The organism is Bradyrhizobium ferriligni (assembly GCF_056837965.1).
Window position 1 is genome coordinate 123299 of record NZ_JBXEJO010000007.1, and the last position, 20006, is coordinate 143304.

At 65.2% G+C, this 20006-nt stretch carries 19 protein-coding genes; 11 read left to right on the forward strand and 8 right to left on the reverse strand.

The features are described from left to right. Positions 1-64: 64 nt before the first annotated feature. Genes AC1VNY_RS05940 through AC1VNY_RS05950 form a run of 3 tightly spaced genes read left to right on the forward strand, consistent with a single transcriptional unit; the run spans position 65 to position 2963 of the window. The gene (locus tag AC1VNY_RS05940) at positions 65-1237 is read left to right on the forward strand and encodes an ABC transporter ATP-binding protein (RefSeq protein ID WP_482404515.1); all 1173 of its coding nucleotides are present in this window, start codon (positions 65-67) and stop codon (positions 1235-1237) included. Next, a complete protein-coding gene (locus tag AC1VNY_RS05945) occupies positions 1234-2148 on the forward strand; it encodes an ABC transporter permease (RefSeq protein ID WP_482404493.1) in 915 nt (304 codons plus the stop codon). Before AC1VNY_RS05940 ends, AC1VNY_RS05945 begins: the two co-directional genes overlap by 4 nt. After that, positions 2148-2963 carry an ABC transporter permease gene (locus AC1VNY_RS05950; RefSeq protein WP_482404494.1) on the forward strand — a complete coding sequence of 272 codons (816 nt, stop codon included), beginning with the start codon at positions 2148-2150 and terminating at the stop codon, positions 2961-2963. The genes AC1VNY_RS05945 and AC1VNY_RS05950 overlap by 1 nt, the downstream gene beginning before the upstream one ends. A gap of 105 nt (positions 2964-3068) precedes the next feature. Here AC1VNY_RS05950 and AC1VNY_RS05955 read toward each other — a convergent pair whose 3' ends face one another. The 4 genes from AC1VNY_RS05955 to AC1VNY_RS05970 all read right to left on the reverse strand — a co-directional run bounded on the left by AC1VNY_RS05955 (position 3069) and on the right by AC1VNY_RS05970 (position 8482). After that, complete coding sequence (locus tag AC1VNY_RS05955) at positions 3069-3920, reverse strand: carbohydrate ABC transporter permease (protein WP_482404495.1); 852 nt, start codon at positions 3918-3920, stop codon at positions 3069-3071. After that, complete coding sequence (locus AC1VNY_RS05960) at positions 3917-4786, reverse strand: carbohydrate ABC transporter permease (protein WP_026191797.1); 870 nt, start codon at positions 4784-4786, stop codon at positions 3917-3919. The genes AC1VNY_RS05955 and AC1VNY_RS05960 overlap by 4 nt, the downstream gene beginning before the upstream one ends. Before the next feature lie 185 nt (positions 4787-4971). Then, the gene (locus AC1VNY_RS05965; RefSeq protein WP_028340607.1) at positions 4972-6357 is read right to left on the reverse strand and encodes an ABC transporter substrate-binding protein; all 1386 of its coding nucleotides are present in this window, start codon (positions 6355-6357) and stop codon (positions 4972-4974) included. Between the two features lie 160 nt (positions 6358-6517). Beyond that, a complete protein-coding gene (locus tag AC1VNY_RS05970) occupies positions 6518-8482 on the reverse strand; it encodes an AsmA family protein (protein WP_069280107.1) in 1965 nt (654 codons plus the stop codon). 245 nt (positions 8483-8727) lie between these two features. On the opposite strand from AC1VNY_RS05970, the gene AC1VNY_RS05975 reads away from it, so the two are divergent. From AC1VNY_RS05975 to AC1VNY_RS06000, 6 genes are all read left to right on the forward strand, one after another. Next, positions 8728-9435, forward strand: a complete 708-nt coding sequence (locus tag AC1VNY_RS05975) for a CoA transferase subunit A (protein ID WP_028336014.1) — start codon at positions 8728-8730, stop codon at positions 9433-9435. Between the two features lie 24 nt (positions 9436-9459). Next, positions 9460-10110 carry a 3-oxoacid CoA-transferase subunit B gene (locus AC1VNY_RS05980; RefSeq protein ID WP_018268725.1) on the forward strand — a complete coding sequence of 217 codons (651 nt, stop codon included), beginning with the start codon at positions 9460-9462 and terminating at the stop codon, positions 10108-10110. A gap of 1 nt (position 10111) precedes the next feature. Further along, complete coding sequence (locus AC1VNY_RS05985; protein ID WP_482404496.1) at positions 10112-10756, forward strand: N-acetyltransferase; 645 nt, start codon at positions 10112-10114, stop codon at positions 10754-10756. A 347-nt stretch (positions 10757-11103) separates the two neighbouring features. Then, positions 11104-12111 carry a GlxA family transcriptional regulator gene (locus tag AC1VNY_RS05990; protein ID WP_482404497.1) on the forward strand — a complete coding sequence of 336 codons (1008 nt, stop codon included), beginning with the start codon at positions 11104-11106 and terminating at the stop codon, positions 12109-12111. 101 nt (positions 12112-12212) lie between these two features. Further along, on the forward strand, positions 12213-12740 hold the full coding sequence (locus tag AC1VNY_RS05995) for a tautomerase family protein (RefSeq protein ID WP_456792967.1): 528 nt from the start codon (positions 12213-12215) through the stop codon (positions 12738-12740). A gap of 13 nt (positions 12741-12753) precedes the next feature. Next, entirely contained in the window at positions 12754-13737 is a 984-nt protein-coding gene (locus AC1VNY_RS06000) for a carbon-nitrogen hydrolase family protein (RefSeq protein WP_482404498.1), read from the forward strand. Positions 13738-13800: 63 nt separating this feature from the next. On the opposite strand, the gene AC1VNY_RS06005 is transcribed toward AC1VNY_RS06000, so the two are convergent. The 3 genes from AC1VNY_RS06005 to AC1VNY_RS06015 form a co-directional block, all read right to left on the reverse strand. Then, positions 13801-15168, reverse strand: coding sequence for an MFS transporter (locus AC1VNY_RS06005; RefSeq protein WP_482404499.1), 1368 nt, complete (start codon positions 15166-15168; stop codon positions 13801-13803). Positions 15169-15242: 74 nt separating this feature from the next. Beyond that, a complete protein-coding gene (locus AC1VNY_RS06010) occupies positions 15243-16772 on the reverse strand; it encodes an aldehyde dehydrogenase (protein ID WP_016842317.1) in 1530 nt (509 codons plus the stop codon). After that, positions 16769-17422 carry a GntR family transcriptional regulator gene (locus AC1VNY_RS06015; RefSeq protein WP_482404500.1) on the reverse strand — a complete coding sequence of 218 codons (654 nt, stop codon included), beginning with the start codon at positions 17420-17422 and terminating at the stop codon, positions 16769-16771. Before AC1VNY_RS06015 ends, AC1VNY_RS06010 begins: the two co-directional genes overlap by 4 nt. Before the next feature lie 155 nt (positions 17423-17577). Here AC1VNY_RS06015 and AC1VNY_RS06020 point away from each other — a divergent pair, with 155 nt between their 5' ends. Both AC1VNY_RS06020 and AC1VNY_RS06025 read left to right on the forward strand, forming a co-directional pair. After that, positions 17578-18372 (forward strand): alpha/beta fold hydrolase, encoded by a 795-nt coding sequence (locus AC1VNY_RS06020; RefSeq protein ID WP_482404501.1) that lies wholly within the window; start codon positions 17578-17580, stop codon positions 18370-18372. 123 nt (positions 18373-18495) lie between these two features. Continuing rightward, positions 18496-18981 (forward strand): Crp/Fnr family transcriptional regulator, encoded by a 486-nt coding sequence (locus AC1VNY_RS06025; RefSeq protein ID WP_016842321.1) that lies wholly within the window; start codon positions 18496-18498, stop codon positions 18979-18981. On the opposite strand, the gene AC1VNY_RS06030 is transcribed toward AC1VNY_RS06025, so the two are convergent. Next, entirely contained in the window at positions 18920-19747 is an 828-nt protein-coding gene (locus tag AC1VNY_RS06030) for a metallophosphoesterase family protein (RefSeq protein ID WP_482404502.1), read from the reverse strand. The two genes, AC1VNY_RS06025 and AC1VNY_RS06030, sit on opposite strands and share 62 nt — an antisense overlap. Positions 19748-20006 lie beyond the last annotated feature (259 nt).

Genomic DNA, 20006 nt, shown 5'->3' on the forward strand with positions numbered 1-20006 from the left:
GGTTGAGCCGGTGGCGATCCACCGCTAGCTTGCCGCCAGAATCGGACCTTACGGGGAATCGGGGCTGACGGACGTGACATCGGGCGAAGCGAGTGCGGAGGCGGCAAGGCCGTTGGCTGAACCGGCCGTCTCGGACATGCCGCTGCTGCGGATCGAGGGTGTCGCCAAGTCGTTCGGCAATTTCCGCGCGGTCGACAAGCTCTCGCTCGATATCCGCGCCGGCGAATTCTTCGCGCTGCTCGGCCCGAGCGGCTGCGGCAAGACCACGCTGCTGCGCATGCTCGCCGGCTTCGAGACGCCGGAGGAGGGCCGCATCCTGCTCGGCGGCAGCGACATCGCCCAGGTGCTGCCGCATGAGCGGCCCGTCAACATGATGTTCCAGAACTACGCGCTGTTCCCGCATCTGTCGGTGCGCGACAACATTGCCTTCGGGCTGAAGCGTGCCGGCATGGCGCGCGGCGATATCGCTGCGCGCGTCGCAGAGATGGTGGCCCTGGTCAAGCTCGAGGGGATGGAGAAGCGCAAGCCCGACCAACTCTCCGGCGGACAGCGGCAGCGCGTCGCGCTGGCGCGCTCGCTGGCGCGGCGCCCGCAGGTGCTGCTGCTCGACGAGCCGCTCGCCGCGCTTGACAAGAAGCTGCGCGAGAGCACGCAGGCCGAATTGATGGACCTGCAGCGCCGTCTCGGCATGACCTTCATCATCGTCACCCACGATCAGGAGGAGGCGATGACGATGGCGGGCCGGATCGGCGTGATGGATGCCGGCCGTCTGGTTCAGGTCGCAACCCCGCGCAATCTCTACGAGGCGCCGGCCTCGCGCTGGATCGCCGAGTTCGTCGGCGACATCAATCTGTTCAACGGCGAGGTCACTTCCCGCGAGAATGGGCGCCTGACGGTCGCGACGGCTGATGCAGGCGCGCTCGCGGTCAGCGAGCTGTGGCCGCCGGTGACCAGGCAGGTCGTTGCCGTCGCAATCCGCCCCGAGAAGGTGAAGCTGTCGCGCCGGGCGCCGGCAACGGACGGAGGCGCGTCGCAGGCGATCAACCGGCTGGAGGGTGTCGTCACCGACGTCAACTATCTCGGCGGCGTGACCAGCTATCGGGTGAAGCTGGAGACGGGCGCGGTGGTGCGCTCGTCGATGGCCAACACCGCGCGGCTCGATGTCGATGCCTACCTCGCCGGTCAGCGCGTGGTGGCATGGTTCACCGCCGACGATTGCCTGGTGCTCGAGCAATGAGCGCGCGCCGCATCTTCGCCCGGCCGGCGCGGCTCGCCGCGATCGCGCCCTATCTGTGGATGGTGCTGTTCTTCCTGGTGCCGTTCGGCTTCGTGCTGAAGATCAGCCTGTCGCAGACCGCGATCGCGCAGCCGCCCTATACGCCGGTGTTCGATTTCACCGAGGGCCGCGCGGCGCTGGCCGCGGCGTTCGCGCAATTGTCGTTCGACAATTTCCGCCTGCTGATCTCGGACAATCTCTACATCCTGTCCTATCTGCGCAGCCTCGTCGTCGCGGTGAGCTCGACGCTGATCCTGCTCCTGATCGGCTATCCCATCGCCTACGGCATGGCGCGGTTGCCGCAGCGTTGGCAGGGTGTGGCGATGATGCTGGTCATCGTGCCGTTCTGGACCTCGTTTCTGATCCGCATCTATGCCTGGATCAACATCCTGCAGCATGACGGCCTGCTCAACCAGGTGCTGCTGGCGCTGCATATCGTGTCCGCGCCGGTGGTCTGGCTGTCGACCGACAGCGCGATGTATCTCGGCATCGTGTATTCCTATCTGCCGTTCATGATCCTGCCGCTCTATGCGACGCTCTCCAGGATGGACGCGTCGCTGCTGGAGGCTGCGGGCGATCTCGGCGCCTCGCCGCTACAGGCGTTCTGGCTGGTGACGTTCCCGCTGTCGCTGCCCGGCGTCGGCGCCGGCGCGCTGCTCTGCTTCATCCCTGTTGTCGGCGAGTTCGTGATCCCCGACCTGCTCGCGGGTTCCAACTCGCTGATGATCGGGCAGACGCTGTGGCTCGAATTCTTCACCAACAAGGACTGGCCGGTCGCATCGGCTGCCGCGGTCGCCTTGTTGCTGCTGCTGGTGCCGCCGCTCGTGCTCTACGACCGCCTGCAACGGCGTCAACTGGAGGCGGGCCGCTGATGGCGCGCACCGTCGCCAGGCTCACCCGCTTCAACATGACGTCGCTCGCGCTCGGGCTGGCGTTCCTCTATCTGCCGATCGTCATCCTCGTGATCTACTCGTTCAACGCCTCGCGGCTGGTGACGGTGTGGGGCGGCTGGTCGCTGCGCTGGTATCGCGAATTCTTTGGCGATCGCGCCATGCTGGAGGCGGCGTGGATGAGCCTGTCGGTCGCCGCGGTGTCGGCGACGCTGGCGACGCTGCTAGGCACACTGGCGGCGGTCGGGCTGGCACGCGGCGAGCGGTTCCGGGGGCGGGCGCTGTTCTCCGGCATGCTGTACTCGCCGCTGGTCATGCCGGAGGTGATCTCCGGCCTGTCGCTGCTGCTCTTGTTCGTGGCGCTCAACGCCGAGCGCGGGTTCTGGACGGTGACGATCGCCCACACCACGCTGACGATGTGCTTCGTCACCGTCGTGGTGCAGTCGCGCCTCTCCACGCTCGACCGCAGCCTGGAGGAGGCTGCGATGGACCTCGGCTGCGATCCGGTGCGGGCGTTCCTCCTGGTGACGCTGCCGCTGATCGTGCCGGCGATCGCCGCCGGCTGGATGCTGGCCTTCACGCTGTCGCTCGACGATGTCGTGATCGCGAGCTTCACCACCGGCCCGGGCTCGGCGACGCTGCCGATCCGGATCTATTCCGAGGTCCGGCTTGGCGTGAAGCCCGAGATCAACGCGATCTGCACGCTGGTGATCGCGCTGATCGCCGTGATCATCGTGATCGCCTCGTTCGCCTCGAAACTGTCGAGCGCGCGCGGCGAGAGCGCCGCGCCGCTCTAGAGCACCGGTTCTGATTGGGTTAGAACCGGTGCTCTAGATTCTTGTTTTGACGCGTTTTCTTCACGCGAACCGGTGCCCACTTCGCTCGAAAACGCTTTGGAGCCGTCACGACTTGACGGCGCCTGCCGTCAGCCCGCCAACCATGTAGCGCTTGAAGGCGTAATAGACCGCAGCCGGCGGCAATGCGTAGATGAAACCGGTGGTCATGAGCAGCTCCCACGGCGAGTCGTCCGCGGCGAGGAAGTTGCCGAGCGCGACCGGCAGCGTGATGTCGGTGTCCTTCGACAGCAGCAGGAACGCGTAGAGATATTCGTTCCACGCGAGCAGGATTGCATAGGTGCCGACCGCGACCAGCGAGGGCATCATCAGCGGCACATAGACCAGGCGGAACAGCTGAAGCGTGGTTGCGCCGTCCATCGTCGCGGCCTCGTCGAGCTCGACCGGCAGCTTGTCGGAGGCCTGCTTCAGGACCCAGATCGCGTAGGGCGCGGCGATCGTCACCATCGCGAGGATCAGTGACCAGTGATTGTTGAGCAGGCCGTAATTACCCATGGTGCGGTACATCGGCACGGCGAGGAACGCGGCCGGGATGAAATAGGTGAACAGCGCCATGTTCATCACGGCGCGGCCGCCCGGCACGCGCAGCCGCGAGATCGAGAACGCGGCGGCGGTGGCGACGAACAGCGTCAGCACGCCGACCGCGAGCGCGATCACGGTCGAATTCCAGAACTGGATCCAGAAGTCGCGCAGGAAGTAGTGCTGCTGGTAGAACACGATCTCGAAATTATGCAGCGTCGGATGCGTCGGCCACACCTTGCCAGAGAACGCGTCCTCCTTCGGAGAGATCGCGAACACGAACATGTGGTAGATCGGGATCATGGTCCAGATGAAGACCGGGATGCCGATCAGGAGCAGCTTGGCTTCGGTGCCGACTTCGCGGAGGGTGGGCAGCTTCATCGCGACAACCGTTTCATCATGAAATAGACCAGCGGCAGCACGAACGGCATCGCACAGACGATCGAGGCCATCGCGAGCGAGAGCTGGTCGAGGCGCAGATAGCGGATGCCGAGGGTCGACAGCACGTGGGTGAGGTCGGCGGGCCCGCCGCCGGTGAGCAAATAGACGCTGTTGAAGTCGCCGAGCGTCCAGATCATCGAGAGCAGCGTGCAGGTGACGTAGAGCGTCTGCATCGACGGCCAGGTGATGTAGCGGAATTTCTGCCACCAATTGGCGCCGTCGACGTCGGAGGCCTCGTACAGATCGTGCGAGATCGCGAGCCGTCCGGTCAGCAGGATCAGCGTCCAGAACGGCAGCGACTTCCAGATGTGTACGCCGATCGCCATCGCCAATGCGACCGAAGGATCGTTCAGCCAGTTCGGGCCGTCGTCGCCGGTGAACTTGAAGATCAGCTGGTTGACCACGCCCCATTCCGGATTGAGCATGAAGCGCACCGACAGGATGGTCGGGATCGAGGGCACCGCCCAGGGCAGGATGAAGATGACCGACAGCCACCTGATCCAGGGCCGCTGCTGGGCGAAGAAGCCGGACAGGAACAGCGCGATCAGCATCTTGATGTTGATGCCGATGACCAGGAAGATCAGCGTGTTGATCGCCGCGCGGGCGAAGATCGGGTCGTGATAGAGCGCGACATAGCTTGCCGGATGGCGCGCCAACCACAAGCCGTAGCCGACCGGATAGACCACGAAGGCGAGGAAGACGAGCAGATAGGGCGCGAGCAGCACGATGCCCCAGACCTGCGGCGGCGACAGCCGCGCCGACAACGGCGGCGAGGGGACATCGGATGCGGAGAGTGTGATCGCCATTCGGTTACTCTAAGATGTCGCTACGTCGTCGTCCCGGCGAAGGCCGGGACCCAAAACCACAGGGCCCGGCCGTTGCCCGAAAGCCGTCGACCGGCCTGCTCCCCAATTACTGCCGCGGCGTATGGGTCCCGGCTTTCGCCGGGACGACGCGGAGCAAGTGTCGGCAGTGCCGGTCATCGGTTGCGTTACCCCGCGACCTGCTTGATGCGGGCGATCAGTTCGTCGACGGCCTTGTCCACCGGCACCTTCTCGCTGACGACGCGGTTCATGGCCTTGGCCCAGACGTTCTCGTTGTTCAGGATGGTGAACTTCCAGTTCTTGGTAAAGTCGAACGGCGCGGTGCCGCCGGTGAACTGATTGTAGACCGCCTTGCGATGCCGGTCAGCCTGCCAGAACGGGCTCGCCTGGCTTGCCTTGGTCACCGGGAACCAGCGGCCGAGCGCGCCCTCGACATAGGGGCGCAAATTGTCTTCCTGCATCAGGAAGGCAATGAACTGCTTGCCTTCCGCCTTGTTCTTGGCGTTGGCGAAGATCAGCCCGGTCTTGACGTCGGAGCGGTAGCGGATCGTCGATCCGTCCGGCGCCTTTGGGAAGGACGCGGTGATGATGTCCTGCTCATAGGCCTGCTTGCCGGCGGCGCGCTGCGCGTCGGTCAGCGCCGGGTTGGTGGAATCCTCGAACCACTTCGCCGCGATCGAGATCGTGAAGTTGTGGGTCATCACGATCGTCTTGTTGTGGAAGGCGACGTTGTTGTCCGGATCCTTCCAGGTCGTGGAGGAGGGCGGCGAGCAGCCCTTGATGTAGGTGTCGGTGTAGTCCTTCAGCGCATGAATCAACCCGTCGCGCACCTTGGGATCGTCGACCAAGAGCTTACCGTCGTCGTCGACCAGCTTGACGTGATAGGCGTCCATGAAGGTGTAGAACGACTGGAACGAGTCGGTGGATTCCACGCCCATCGGCTGGCCGACGCCGTAGATGCGCTGGCCGGTCGCCTTGCGGATTGCCGGCTGCACCTTGTCGCACCAGAACGACCAGTAATCCTCCCACTTGGTCGGGATGTCGGCGGCCTTGAAGCCGGCCTTCTCGAGCATGTCGCCCCAGATCTGGACGTGCATGCTCTGCTGCTTCAGCGGGAAGCCGTAATAGGCCTTCTTCTTGGCGACGTCATTGTAGAGCAGCGCCGTCTCCAGCGTGTTCGGCGCGAACGCATCCTTCATCGGCAGCAGGATGTCGGAGAGATCTTCGAGCTTGCCCTCATAGGCCCATTTGCCCTGCGCCTGCACGTCGTAGGAGTCGGAATAGGCGACGTCGGGCACGGTGCCGGAATCGAGCGCGGCGACCGTCTTCGGAATCATGTCCTGGATCGCGTATTGCGACAGTTCGACCTTGATGCCGGTCTTGGCTTCGAATTTCTTGATCGTCTCGAGCAGCGCGTCGTCTTCGGATTTGTAAAATCCCTTGCCCCACCAGACGGTGATCGTCTTGCCCTGGGCGAGAGCAGGTGCAGTTGCGGCAAACAGGCCGACCGCGGCGACCGCAATTGATAGCGCACCGATAACCTTGGATCTCACGTTGTTCTCCCTCATGAGGCCGGCTTTTTAACCGGTTGGAGAAAACACTAGCGCATGCCCGTGACCCGATAAAGATGTCGCGCCGCCGACTTCTGTAGGGGTTTGCGGCGAGCGCGTGGATCGGTCCCGGTGCATCGATGCGCAAAGTGAATGGATTCGATCAGTTCGACTTCGCATTCTCGGCCGACGCCGCTGGTGCGCTGCCGGGCGCGCCTGCCGCAGCATCGGGCGCCGCCGCGGGCCGTGCGGCGCCGCCGGTGAAGCGCTCGATCACCGAGCGCACCGCGTCGCGGGTCTTGCGATCCTTCACCGCATCGAGCAGCGGGGCGGAGGCCGGCGAGCGGCGGATCAGGCTTTCCGGATCGGGGAAGATCAGCGGATCATCCCACGGCCCCTGGATCACGAAGGGCAGATCGAAACCGTTGCCGCCGGCCGATGCCGAGGTCAGGCTGGCGACGCCCTTGAGATCGTATTCGCGCGACGGCACCGAGGCCGTGCCGGTCAGCGTGATCTTCGCCGTGGGGCTTTCGACATGGATGTCGTCAGCGGTCGCGACGCCGTCGGCGAATTTCACCGAGATGCTGAGATTGTCGTAGGGCGTCGAGCCGGAGCGGAAATTGCCGCCGCCGGACAGCGGCCGCTTCTCCAGCCGCTTCAACAGCTGCTCGACATTGAAGCCCGCGATCGCACCGTCATGCCCGTTCAGCGTCGCGGTGCCGTCGAGCGACGACGCGAGTCCGAACGGGCTCGAGCCCGAGGCGGTCAGCGAGACGTTGAGGTTGCCGCGCCCCGACAGCTTGTTGATGCCGAACAATTCGCTGGCGCAGGCCTGCAGATCGACATCAGTAAACTGGAATTGCGCCCTGACGTCGGCGACCGCATCCGAGCGCGCGATCGCGAACGAGCCCTTGGCGATGCCGCCATACATCTGCGCCTCGCCGACGCTGAGCGCCAGTGCGCCGCCGCGCAGATTGGCGCCGAACGCGGTGCGGCCGAGCTTGGACGGGCCGACCGTCACCTTGGCCGCCGACAGGCGCATGTCGAGATCGGTCGACGACAGCGAGGACAGGTCGAACAGCTGCCTGTTCCAGTCGCGCTGGCCGCTGGCCAGCAGGCGGAACGTCGAGATATAAGGCGTGAAATCGAGATTGCCGGCGGCAAGCGTCGCCTGCAGCGTCTGCCGGCCGTTATTGGCGTAGGTCATCACGCCCTCGGCGACGTTGCCGTCGAGCTCGACATTGACATTGGTGAGCGCGACCGAGCCGCCGACCACATTGGCGCGGGCCTTCAGCGCGAAGCGGCCGAAGCCGCCACCGCCGCCGGGCGGGGCCTGTCCCATCCAGCGCAACGCGTTGCGCAGCGACGGGCTGTCCATGGTGGCGACGCCTTCCATCATCAGGCTGGTGCGGTTGGCGACGGTTCCGTCGAAAGCAACCTTCAGCGGCGCGCTGGCGAGCCGTGCCTTCAGGCCCGAGCGGTCGCCCGACAACAGCGCGACGAAGTCGCTGGCGCTGATCGAGCCGTCGACGCGTTCGCCGCGCCAGTCGAACTGGCCGGTTGCGGCAAAGGAACGCGAGATCGAGGGCCAGGCCAGCGACAGGTCGATATCGCCGAGCTGCTCGGAGATGTTGTTGGTGCCGTCCTGGTAGTTCAGCTCGCCGTCCTGGATCCGGATCTCGGAGAACGACACCTGGTTCTCGGCGCCGGGCGTCATCGCCTTGGCGATGGTCTCGACGAACGGCGTCCAGTTGCTCTCGCCGGCGCCGTCGCGGACCACATGGATATGCGGACGCAGCATCATGACGTCGGCAATCTCGAACCGCCGCAGCAACAGCGGCAGCAGGCGCAGATTGGCGGTCAGCACGTCGACCTGGAGGGCGGGACCGATGGTATCGGCGCCCTTCAGCCCGACATTATGAAAGGAGACGTAGCTGCCGGGAAAAACCGAGACGTCGATCGGGCCGTTGACGACGAGTTCGAGCCCGGTCACGGCGCGGATCTGCGCTTCCACCGCGCGCTGCAGCGCGTCCCGGTTGAGGAACCACGACGTTCCGACCAGCCCGACCAGCGCCAGGCCGAAAAGCGCCGCGATCGGCATCCCCAGGCGCTTAATTCCTTGGGCCATCGTCAATGACATATCCGGGTCGGGTTGAGTTTTGTCGGGTCGTCGTCGAACACAGCGGGCTCTCGCCGGAGGCCCCTGCCAACCCACGCAACTTGAAGGGTTTTCTTGTCGCTTTCAAGGCCATGTTGATTGCCGCAGGCCGCCGCCCCTCGCCGCACCCGGCCGTGATTGACGCACTGCGAAGATTTCGCCTAATAATCCGCTTTGCCACAGCCGTTCCGCGCCCTCCATCAGGTATTCGCTGCATGAACAAAGTTTATCCCGACGCCAAATCGGCACTCGATGGTCTCCTCAAGGACGGCATGATGATCATGTCGGGCGGCTTCGGCCTCTGCGGCATCGCCGAGACCCTGTCGGACGCAATCCGCGAGTCCGGCGTCAAGGGCCTCACGGTCGTCTCCAACAATGCCGGCGTCGACGGCATCGGCCTCAGCCGGCTGCTGGAGACGCGCCAGATCAAGAAGATGATCTCGTCCTATGTCGGCGAGAACAAGCTGTTCGCCCAGCAATATCTCGCAGGCGAGCTCGAGCTCGAGTTCAACCCGCAGGGCACGCTGGCCGAGCGCATCCGCGCCGGCGGCGCCGGAATCCCGGCCTTCTACACCAAGACCGGCGTCGGCACGCTGATCGCCGAGGGCAAGGAAGTGAAGGAATTCGACGGCGAGAAGTACATCATGGAGCGCGGCCTGTTCGCCGACGTCGCCATCGTCCATGCCTGGAAGGGCGACACCGCCGGCAACCTCGTCTACCGCAAGACCGCGCGCAACTTTAACCCGATGATGGCCACCGCGGCGAAGGTCACCGTCGCCGAGGTCGAGCACCTGGTGCCGGCCGGCGAGATCGACCCGGACCACATCCACACCCCCGGCATCTTCGTCAAGCGCATCATCGAGGTCGGGACCGGCAAGAAGCGGATCGAGTTCCGCAACACCCGTCCGCGGCCCGCCGCTTAAAACATTACTCTTTAGGAGAGCCTCATGGCCTGGACCCGTGAACAGATGGCCGCCCGCGCCGCCAAGGAGTTGCGCGACGGCTATTACGTCAATCTCGGCATCGGCATTCCGACGCTGGTCTCGAACTACATTCCCGACGGCATCGACGTCAGCCTGCAGAGCGAGAACGGCATGCTCGGCATGGGCCCGTTCCCCTATGAGGACGAGGTGGACGCCGACCTCATCAACGCCGGCAAGCAGACGGTGAGCGAGTTGCCCTCGACCAGCTATTTCTCGTCGGCCGATTCCTTCGGCATGGTGCGCGGCGGCCATATCGATCTGTCGATCCTCGGCGCCATGCAGGTGGCGCAGAACGGCGACCTCGCCAACTGGATGATCCCAGGCAAGATGGTGAAGGGCATGGGCGGCGCCATGGACCTCGTCGCCGGCGTCAAGCGCGTCGTGGTCGTGATGGAGCATTCCGCCAAGGACGGCCCCAAGCTGCTCAAACAGTGCAACCTGCCGCTGACCGGCGAGCGCGTGGTCGACATGGTCGTCACCGACCTTGCGGTGTTCACCATCGACAAGCACGGCAAGGACGGCATGGCGCTGATCGAGCTTGCCGACGGCGTCACGCTCGACGAGGTCAAGGCCAAGACCGAGGCCGAATTCCGCGTCGCGCTGAAGAACACCTGAGATGATTGGCGCGGGACGATCCTCGATCCGTCCCGCACGATCCGACGACGCCGGCTTCATCGCCCGCGTCGTGCTGGCCGCACAGCGCGGCCCGTTGCCGCGCGGCTGGTTCGACATCGCGCTCGACCGGGACGAGGCGGAATGCCTGGCGTTCATGACACGGCTCGCCGTGGCGCGGGTGCGATCATGGTATCACGTCGCCCATTTCCTGATCGCTGAAGTCGATAGCGTGCCGGCCGCCGCGCTGTGCGCGATGCCGGCATCCGGAACCGTCGTCGCCGCACGTGCGGCGATCGAGGAGGTCGCAGCGGAGACCGGCATGGATGCCGATGCCATCGTCGCGCGCGGCGGCTATGCCCGTAACTGCTGGGTGCAAGGCGGCGAGGGCGACTGGCTGATCGAGCATGTCGCCCGACAAGCGTCCCATCGCAGCGGCGGTCTGGTGCAGGACTTGATCCGCCGCGCGCTCGCCGACGGCAAGGCGGCCGGTTACGCGCAGGCATCGATCTCGTTCCTGATCGGCAACGACGCGGCCGAACGCTGCTATGCCAAGGCCGGCTTCGCCTTCGCCGAAGAGAAGCGCGACGCCGCCTTCGAAGCACTGACCGGCGCGCCGGGCTTTCGCAGATTTGTGCGGGCGATGTGAATAGGGCGCACGGCGATCACATACACCGCTGTCGTCCCTGCGAAAGCAGGGACCCATACGCCGCAGCTTGTGTTGTGAACGGGACTCGTCGTTCCATCGTCGCGCAATGATCAGCATTGGTGGTTATGGGTCCCGGCCTTCGCCGGGACGACATTGAGTGTGTGGTGCGGTTTGTGAGTCATACGCCCGCATTCTCGCGACATGGTTTGTCCGAGTTGACAGGTCTTTGCTGAGTTGCCCGTCCGGCAGCCACACAGCGCGTCAGACTCGGCGCCCGCCGCCGCCGGCTTGTCCGGCCATCCATGCGATGGCAGAATTGTACCATATTGTGCAAGATCGGACACGCCATGCCACTCATCCGGATCTGGGTCTATGACGGCATCCTCGCTTCGGGTGTGGCGGGGATTGTCGACGTGTTCACCGCCGCCAATTCGGTGACGGCGCGGCGGCCGCGACGTCACAACGGCAAGCCGTCACAGCTGCGGTGGCGCGTCGAGTCCTTGAGTGGCCGGCCGGTCCAGACGGCGTCCGGCCAGGTCATCGGCGTCGACGGACCGATCGGCGCACGGTCTTCGGCGGACGCGGTGGTGATCCCGGGACCATTCGTCGGCGATATCGAACGGTTCTTCGCGCGGCTCGATACCGTCGAGCCGCTGCTCGCGGCGCTGCGGCGGCAGCATGAGCGCGGCACTTTGCTCGCCTCCTATTGCACCGGCAGCTTCATCCTCGCCGAGGCCGGCCTGCTCGACGGCAGGGTTGCTACCACCCATTGGGCCAAGGGGCGGACATTCGCGATGCGCTATCCGGCGGTGGATCTGCGCGTTGCCGAGATCCTCACCGAGCAGAACCGCATTGTCTGCTCGGGCGCGGTGACCACCTCGCTCAATCTCGCGCTTCGGCTGGTCGAGAAGTTCGCCGGTGCCGATGTCGCCGCCGAGACCGGCAAGCTGATGCTGATCGACAGCAATCGCGTCTCGCAGGCACCCTATGCCAGCCGCGCGCGCGACACGCAGCACTCCGACGCGCTGGTGGCGCGGGCGCAGAGCATGATGGAGAAGTCGCTGCAACAGGGCTTCAGTCTGGCCAGGCTGGCCCGCGACCTTGCGGTCAGCGAGCGCACCCTGAACCGCCGCTTCAAGCTGGCGGTCGGCGAGCCACCCCTGCAATATCTGCAAGCGTTGCGTGTCGATGTGGCCAAGCGCCTGATCGAAACCACGCGGCTGAAGCTCGACGCGGTCAGCGCGCGCGTCGGCTACGACGATCTGTCGACCTTCCGTCGTCTGTTCAAGCGCGAAACCGGGCTCTCGCCACGCGAATACCAGCGCCGGTTCGTGCGCAGGGCCGCCGCGAGCTGAGAACGCCGTGTCCGAATTTGCCCTGAGAATGGCGATACTGCCACTGTTGCCGGGAGCACGCCGCGCATAGACCTCGTGCTGTAACAACAGGAGGTCTCTCAATGCCGATGATCGACGTGACAATTCCCGAAGGAGCCCTGAAGCCGGAAGCGGAAGCGCGGCTCATCAAGGAGCTCGGCGATATCCTGATCGGTCACGAAGGGTTCGATCCGGCGAACAAGGTTGCGCAAGGCGTCACTGTCGTCTTCCTGCATCGGCCGGCCGCCGTTTATGTCGCGGGCCAGCCATCGCCGTCGCCACGATTTCGCATCGTCCCGACGGTCCCCGAGGGGCAGTACACCGAGGCCTCGCGCGCGGCGCTGGTGAAAGACGTGACCGATGCAGTGGTACGCGCCGCCGGCGGTTCGTTCGAGGATGTGGCGCCGCAGGTCTGGGTGTTTCCGACCGAGATCCCCGACGGCCAGTGGGGTAGCCGTGGCGTCATTCGTCCGCTGCCGGACATCCAGGCCTTCATCGCCGGCGAGCACGAGCGCAAGGTCGGCGAGGCGCGTCTGGCGCGACGGCGGCGCGTCAAGGCGCTGGAGTTGCTTGCGGGCGCGCTCGACGCCGCCCGCAAGGGCGTCGACTGACGCGGGCAAAGCCATGACATCGGACACGCATTTCAGGCTCGCGGCGGTCCAGGCCGCGGCGGTGCCATTCGATCGCGACGCCTCGCTGGAGAAGGCCTGCCGCCTGATCGGCGAGGCCGGCGCCATGGGGGCGACGATCGCCGCCTTCGGCGAGACCTGGCTGCCCGGCTATCCTTTCTTCTGTCACGCGCCGACCGGGCCGAGCACGTTTCGCGCGATGGCCGAATATCTCGACAACGCGGTCGAGATTCCCTCGCCCGCGACCGACCGGCTCTGCGCCGCCGCCGAGGCGGCGGGACTGGATGTCGTGATCGGCGTCGCCGAACGCGATGCCGTGACCAGGGGCACGGTCTACTGCACGCTGTTGTTCATCGGCCGCGAGGGACGGCTGCTCGGCCGCCATCGCAAGCTGAAGCCCACCTTCAACGAGCGCTCGGTGTGGGCCGACGGCGACGCGACGGGGCTGCGCGTGCATGAGCGGCCCTATGGCCGGATCAGCGGCCTCAATTGCTGGGAGCACAACACGATGCTGCCCGGCTACGCGCTGGCCGCGCAGGGAACGCAGATCCACGTCGCGGCGTGGCCGGGGCGGGAGCCTGCGGTGGCGCCACCGTCGCCGACGCCGCTCTGGCCGCGGCAGTTGTTGCTGTCGCGAGCGTTCGCCTCGCAGGCGGCCTGCTACGTCATCGCCGTCGGTGGCATGCGCTCGCACGAAGCGACGCCGGAACGCTACCGCGAGCTCTCGACGATCGAGTACAGCGGTGACAGCGTCATCATCGATCCGCGCGGCGAGGTCATCGCAGGTCCGGCGCAGGGCGAGACCATCCTGATTGCGGATGGATCGCGGGAGGCCGTGCTCGCCGCCAAGGCGCTGTGCGATATCGGCGGCCACTATTCGCGCCCCGATCTGCTGCGGCTGATCGTCGATCGCAATCCGCAGGAGCGGGTCATCGACTGCGGCTTCGCCGGGCGTGTCACGCCGGAGATGTGGGAGTGACGCGAACGGCGCGGGTATCCCGCGCCGTCAAAGCTGCTTGTAGCGAAGAAGGTTCGCTGCGTGTCACGAAGCTTCCTGCGGGATTGCGGATGGTGATTCCTCGCCCTTGAGCTCTTCGAGGCTGCGGTGCCGCGGCTCGATGCCGAGCGCCCATACGGTGATGATCTGCACGATGAGCAGTCCGATCATCAGGGCCATCACGCCGGCGACGCCGCGCGCTTCGAACAGCATCACGACCAGGAATGGTGTCACGATGGTGGCACCTCGACCGAGCGTATTGACTATGCCGGATGCCCGCAGCCGTACCTCGGTCGGGAACAGTTCGGGAATGTAGATGCCGAACAACAGCGCGACCAGGACATAGATCGGCACGGTCAGCGCGAAGCCGACGGCCGGCAGCAGGAACGGATCCGAGATCATCGGATAGATGACGCCGAGGATGATCGAGATCATCGACGCGCCGATGATCGTGGGCTTGCGGCCCCAGCGGTCGGCGGTCAGGGCGCCGATCGCCGAGCCGATCGGCGCGCCAAGCGCCATCAGCAGCGAGTAGCCGAACGAGGTCGCGACGGACAGGCCCTGCTTGATGAAGAACACCGGCAGCCAGGTCACGAAGCCGTAGAGCAGCGTATTGATGGTAATCAGGCATACCGCGCCGACGATCATGCGGGACAGCAGCGGCGCAGTGAACAGCGTGCCGAGATCGGGCGAAACCGGTGCCGGCGTTGCAGCCGCGGGCGCCGGCAAGGGCTGCCCCTGGGAAGCTTCCTTCTCGATCGCCTGCATCAGTGCCTCGGCCTCGGCGGTGCGTCCCACCACCTCCAGCCAGCGCGGCGACTCCGGCAGCGACTTGCGCAGGTACCAGACGATCAAGGCGCCGACGCCGCCCAGCACGAACATCGCGCGCCAACCGAATTGCGGGACGACGACCGATGCGACCAGCAGCGCGATGGGCAGGCCGGTCACGACGCAGACGGCGGTGAAGCCGAGCCACTTGCCGCGGCTCCGGGCCGGCACGAACTCGGTCATCGTGGAATAGCCGACGACATTTTCGGCGCCGAGACCGACGCCCATCACGAAACGGCAGGCGATCAGAAAGGCCATGTTTGGCGCAAAGGCCGCCGCCAGGGACGCGATACCGAACAGCAGCAAATTGAACTGGTAGGTGAAACGTCGTCCGTAACGGTCGCCGAGGAAGCCGGTGCCGAACGATCCGAGCATCATGCCGACGAAGGTTGCGGAGATGAACGCGGCGTTTTGGGCGAGCGTCGAGAACCCGGTTTTCAGCGTCACGCCGAGCACTGTGCCGGCGATATAGATGTCGAAACCGTCGAAGAACATTCCGATCCCGATCAGGATCATGATCCGGCGATGGAATGGTCCGATCGGTAGCCGATCGAGGCGGCTCCCGGCATTGACCGATGTCGACATATACGCTCTCCCCTTGACTGTTTCCTCGGTGATGCGGCCCGCCATCTGTGGGCGGTTTGCCGCTTTGCTTGCGGCTAGTTCAACCGGCGCTGGCTGGCCGTGTCGCGGTACCAATCGAACGGCTGTTCGTGGGTCGCGACCATCACGCTCTTGGTGTTGAAATGGTCGTCGAAGCTCTCGGTGCCGCATTCGCGGCCGATGCCGGAATCGTCAACGCCGCCCCAGGGCGAGGCCGGATCGAGCCGGTGGTGATCGTTGATCCAGACGATCCCGGCCTTGACCGCGGCGGCCACGCGATGCGCGCGTGCGACGTCGCGGGTGCGAATGGCGGCGGCGAGGCCAAACGGCGAGTCGTTGGCGAGCCGGAGCGCGTCGGCCTCGTCCTTGAATGGGGTCACCGAGGTGAAGGGACCGAATACCTCCTCCTGGAAGATCCGCATGTCGGATTTGACGTCGGCGAACACGGTCGGTTCGACGAAATAACCGTTGTCGTGGCCCGCGACCTTTGCGGCGACGCCGCCGGTGAGCAGCCGCGCGCCGTCTTCATGACCGTAGCGCGCATAGCTGAGAACGCGGTCGCGCTGGCGCGCCGAGATCACCGGCCCAAGCTGTGTGTTCGGATCGAACGGATCGCCAATGCGGATGGTGCGGGTCTTGGCCTGCAGCTTTTCGACGAACTCGTCGTAGATCGAGGCCTGCACGATATGGCGCGACGCGCAAACGCAGGTTTGGCCGGCGCCGATGAAGGCGCCGAACGCGGCATAGTTGACGGCGCGGTCGACGTCGAAATCGTCGAATATCATCACCGGCGTCTTGCCACCGAGCTCCATGGTCTGGTGCGCGAACACCTTCGCCGCGGCGCTGCCCGCGATGCGGCCCGCTTCGGTCCCGCCGGTCAGCACAAGCTTGTTGATGTCGCCATGCTCGGCGAGCATCTTGCCGGCGCTCTGGCCGAGGCCAAGCACGATGTTGAAGACGCCGGGAGGCAGTCCGGCCTCGCTGAAGATCTGGGCGAGCTTCAGTGTCGTCAGCGGCGTGTATTCCGATGGCTTGACCACGGTGACGCACCCGGTCGCCAGCACGACGGCAAGCGACTTGCACAAGATCATAAGCGGGTGATTGAAGGGCGTGCAGTTGGCGACGATTCCGATCGGCGTGCGCAGGGTGTAGTTCAGATACGCGCCTTCGACCGGAATGACGGAATCACGGCGTGACAGCGCGAGGCCGGCGAAGTAGCGGAAGAAATCGGGCAGGCGCGACAGCTGCGCGCGGGTTTCGTTGACGGGACGGCCGTTGTTCAACGTCTCCAGCCGGTACAGCGTGTCGAGATTGGCCTCGAACGCGTCGGCGAGCCTGTTGACGAGCCGGGCGCGCGCCCTCGTGTCCATCCCGCCCCATGCCTTGCCTTCGAATGCAGCGCGAGCGCTCTTCATCGCACGGTCGATATCCGCGGCGGTCGAATTCGGAATCCGGGCGATGACGTCGCCGGTCGCGGGATTGCGCACGTCGAGCATCTCGCCGTCTCCGGCCTCGACCTCGCGTCCATCGATGAAGTTGCCGTGGATCTCGACGTCGATCGTCGCGGGTTTCGACGGAATGTTCATGATGACCTCTCTTCGACGATGACGGCGTTGCGCTTGAGTGCCGGCAGCACGCGCTTTTCGGTCGCCGCGATGTGAGCCTTGATGATGCGGGCCGCGGTGCGCGCCTCGCGCTGCTGCATGGCGTCGATCAATGCGACATGCTCGGCGACGAGCTTTGCCGGGTCGTGGCCCTTCAGATTGGAGACGCTGACGCGCACCAGCCGATCGGCCTGGCCGATCAGGTCGCAGAGCGTGGTCGCCATGCGGCGGTTGCCCGATGCATGCGCCAGCGCCGAGTGGAAGCCCCGATTGTAGGTGATGAAGTCCTCATGGCTGCCGGAGAAGCGGCGGAATTCATCGAGTGATTTCAGGGTGCTGTCGGGCGCGCTCTCGATTGCTTCGGCGACGCAGGCCGGCTCGAGCGCAAGGCGGAAGCGCAGCAGATCGCGCGCGTCGGACAGCGAGATCGGATTGACCCGGTAACCCTGGCGGGGCTGCACCGTCACGAGGTGCTCGCGCTCGAGCCGGAGCAGGGCGTCCCGGACCGGCTGGCGGCTGACGGCGTAACGCTCCGCCAGATCCTGCTCTCGTATTTCATCACCAGGAGCGAACTGACACGATAAAATATCAGACCGAAGGTTTTCGTAGATATTTTCGCGGAGAAGTATCATTTCATTTGGTCTCCTGGCCACTAAAATGCAGTTTGTGAAATATCACGTCAAGCTGAAATCCTTGAAATCCGGATGATTTGATTTATCAATCGTCCGCAGGGGCGCTTCGGAGCCCAAATGCGCGAATTTCGGGCGCGATTTGAAAGAGAGCGACGATGGACAGGCTTTTGGCCAACCGCACAGTCAACGCAGCCCAGTCGGGCGAGGGGCCGCCGTTGGTCCTGTTTCACTCGCTGCTGTCGGATCGCGCGAGCTTCGATGCGATCGTGCCGGAGCTTGCCCGGTCGTTTCGGACCATCGTGCCGGAACTACCGGGATTCGGCCGGTCGAGCGCGGTCGAGGGGGGCCTTGCCGCGATTGCCGACCGGATGGCGGATGCGGTGCATGATGCGGCTGATGGCACGCCGGCCATCGTGCTCGGCAATGGTTATGGCGGGTTCGTCGCGCTGCAGATGGCGATGCGCCACCCGGCGATCGCGAGCCGGCTGATCCTCGCCGACAGCGGTGCGGCGTTCTCCGAGCCGGGCCGCGAGGCGTTTCGCAACATGGCCAGGGTTTCACGCGAGAAGGGGCTCGCCGCGATCACCGACATTGCAATGCGCCGGCTGTTCGCACCGGATTTCCAGGCGCAGCATCCCGCGCTGATGCAGGATCGCCGCGATGCATTCCTGCGCACCGATCTCAACGTGTTCTGCGCGGCCTGCGATGCGCTGGCGAGCCTCGATCTTCGTGCCGAACTACGCAGCGTGACCATGCCGACGCTCGTCGTGGTCGGCGAATATGACGAGGCAACGCCGCCGCCGATGTCATACGAATTGGCAGGCGGTCTGCCGAGAGCCAAGCTCAGGGTCATTCCGGGATGTGCGCATGTCCCGCAACTGCAATCGCCAAAACTGTTCCTCGATACGATCGGCGATTTTCTGGCAGTCAAGCATAACGCGCCTGCCTGAGGCACGGCTGGATCGCGCCGCGGGTCATGCGGTGGCGTGCCGACAATTTGGGCAGAACGCCCAGCTAATGCCGTTTGACGCGACAGCATCTCTGCCTAGTCTGACCGGAGACGGAGATGAAACATGCGAGCGATCCTTGATCACTGCACCGGCGGTCGCAGGCGCAGCCTGCCGGCCGGCACGGATTTCATCGAGGAGGGCGGCAAGACCGGACACCTGTTCGTGCTGCTCGAGGGCAAGGTCGAAGTCGTCAAGGGCGACAGCCTGGTGGCGGTCATCGACGAGCCCGGCGCGGTGTTCGGCGAAATGAGTGTACTGCTCGACCGGGCGCACAGCGCCAAGGTGCGCACGGCGTCCGATTGCGTCCTCTACGAGTTCGACGATGCGGCGTCGTTCCTGCGCCAGCAGCCGGCGGTGGCGCTGCTGATCGCGCAGCTGCTGGCGCAACGGCTTCATGTCGCCACGACCTATCTCGCCGACCTGATGCATCAATATGCCGATCACGGCACCCATCTGGCGATGGTCGGCGAGGTGCTGCAGAGCATGATCAACCTGCCGCCGATGCAGGTCGCGCCAGGCTCGGATCGGCAATCCGATCCAAGGATATGAGCCAGTCCGGCGCATCGCGCAGCGGCGCCGCCGGCCGCGACAACGGCGCCTTGAGATCGATCATCTGCGCATCGCCGGCGGCGAGCCAGAACGCCTTGTCCTGCGCGAGCTCGAGCACGATGTAGACCGGGGGACGGCCGGGCTGCAGGCCGGTGTTGAACACCCAGGTCGCTCCGATCCGGTCGAACCACGAGCCGCTCTGGATGAACGGCGATTGATGTACATGGCCCGAGATCACCAGCGCCGGATGGTGGCGCTCGATCCAGCCGAGCAGCTCGGCGTCGCCGAAGAAGCGCTTGCCGCCCCAACTGGTCGGCGAATCCGCCGGCGGGGCGTGATGGACCCAGACCCAGCGCTTGTGCGGCACTGCGGCTGCGGCGCGAAGCTGCTCGTCGATCCGCGCCTTGACCAGCGGGCCGTCCCACCACGGGCACACCGTGAACAGCGTGTCGCCGATAGCCAGATTGTCGCCGTCGCAGGCGACGCCGAACTCCCTGATGCCCGCGACCCAGCGCGCGATCTTCTCGCCCTCCGGGTTGCGCTCGTCGAGGTCGTGATTGCCCGAGCAGAAGATCACCCGCGTGAGATCGGCGAGCCGTGACAGGTATTTCGTGACGACGACGATCTGGGCGCGGAAATCGACCGCCGAGCCGAGGTTGAGCGCATCGCCGGCGAAGATCACGAGATCGAACTGCGGTGCCGCCGCCAGCAGCCAGTCGAACTGCGGCAGTGAGTAATGCAGGTCGGCGACGACGAGACAGCGCATCGGTGAAAATCCGAATGCCCGGAAAACGGGCGGGGCCGCACGGCAATGAATTCAAACAAGCCAAATCGCAGCAAGATCTATGCCGCGCCGCGCGGGTCCGACGCGACAGATGTTCGCAGTGTCCGGCGAGTAGTTGGTCCTGCTGGCGCGGCGGTGGAGCGCGAATTTCGAAGCGACTTGAATTTTGCGCGGTTGTGCGCCGCTCAGGCAAGTGAGGTGAGCACGCCTGTCAGGCTCCCTCTCCCCCTGCGGGAGAGGG

What these genes read in the sequence shown, in the direction of transcription:
- AC1VNY_RS06005 (WP_482404499.1), bottom strand. Translation starts at nt 15,168, where the DNA reads ATGTCGACATCGGTCAATGCCGGGAGCCGCCTCGATCGGCTACCGATC.
- AC1VNY_RS05985 (WP_482404496.1), top strand. Translation starts at nt 10,112, where the DNA reads ATGATTGGCGCGGGACGATCCTCGATCCGTCCCGCACGATCCGACGAC.
- AC1VNY_RS06030 (WP_482404502.1), bottom strand. Translation starts at nt 19,747, where the DNA reads ATGCGCTGTCTCGTCGTCGCCGACCTGCATTACTCACTGCCGCAGTTC.
- AC1VNY_RS05990 (WP_482404497.1), top strand. Translation starts at nt 11,104, where the DNA reads ATGCCACTCATCCGGATCTGGGTCTATGACGGCATCCTCGCTTCGGGT.
- AC1VNY_RS06000 (WP_482404498.1), top strand. Translation starts at nt 12,754, where the DNA reads ATGACATCGGACACGCATTTCAGGCTCGCGGCGGTCCAGGCCGCGGCG.
- AC1VNY_RS06010 (WP_016842317.1), bottom strand. Translation starts at nt 16,772, where the DNA reads ATGAACATTCCGTCGAAACCCGCGACGATCGACGTCGAGATCCACGGC.
- AC1VNY_RS06015 (WP_482404500.1), bottom strand. Translation starts at nt 17,422, where the DNA reads ATGATACTTCTCCGCGAAAATATCTACGAAAACCTTCGGTCTGATATT.
- AC1VNY_RS05945 (WP_482404493.1), top strand. Translation starts at nt 1,234, where the DNA reads ATGAGCGCGCGCCGCATCTTCGCCCGGCCGGCGCGGCTCGCCGCGATC.
- AC1VNY_RS05970 (WP_069280107.1), bottom strand. Translation starts at nt 8,482, where the DNA reads ATGGCCCAAGGAATTAAGCGCCTGGGGATGCCGATCGCGGCGCTTTTC.
- AC1VNY_RS05955 (WP_482404495.1), bottom strand. Translation starts at nt 3,920, where the DNA reads ATGAAGCTGCCCACCCTCCGCGAAGTCGGCACCGAAGCCAAGCTGCTC.
- AC1VNY_RS05950 (WP_482404494.1), top strand. Translation starts at nt 2,148, where the DNA reads ATGGCGCGCACCGTCGCCAGGCTCACCCGCTTCAACATGACGTCGCTC.
- AC1VNY_RS06020 (WP_482404501.1), top strand. Translation starts at nt 17,578, where the DNA reads ATGGACAGGCTTTTGGCCAACCGCACAGTCAACGCAGCCCAGTCGGGC.
- AC1VNY_RS05995 (WP_456792967.1), top strand. Translation starts at nt 12,213, where the DNA reads ATGCCGATGATCGACGTGACAATTCCCGAAGGAGCCCTGAAGCCGGAA.
- AC1VNY_RS05960 (WP_026191797.1), bottom strand. Translation starts at nt 4,786, where the DNA reads ATGGCGATCACACTCTCCGCATCCGATGTCCCCTCGCCGCCGTTGTCG.
- AC1VNY_RS05975 (WP_028336014.1), top strand. Translation starts at nt 8,728, where the DNA reads ATGAACAAAGTTTATCCCGACGCCAAATCGGCACTCGATGGTCTCCTC.
- AC1VNY_RS06025 (WP_016842321.1), top strand. Translation starts at nt 18,496, where the DNA reads ATGCGAGCGATCCTTGATCACTGCACCGGCGGTCGCAGGCGCAGCCTG.
- AC1VNY_RS05980 (WP_018268725.1), top strand. Translation starts at nt 9,460, where the DNA reads ATGGCCTGGACCCGTGAACAGATGGCCGCCCGCGCCGCCAAGGAGTTG.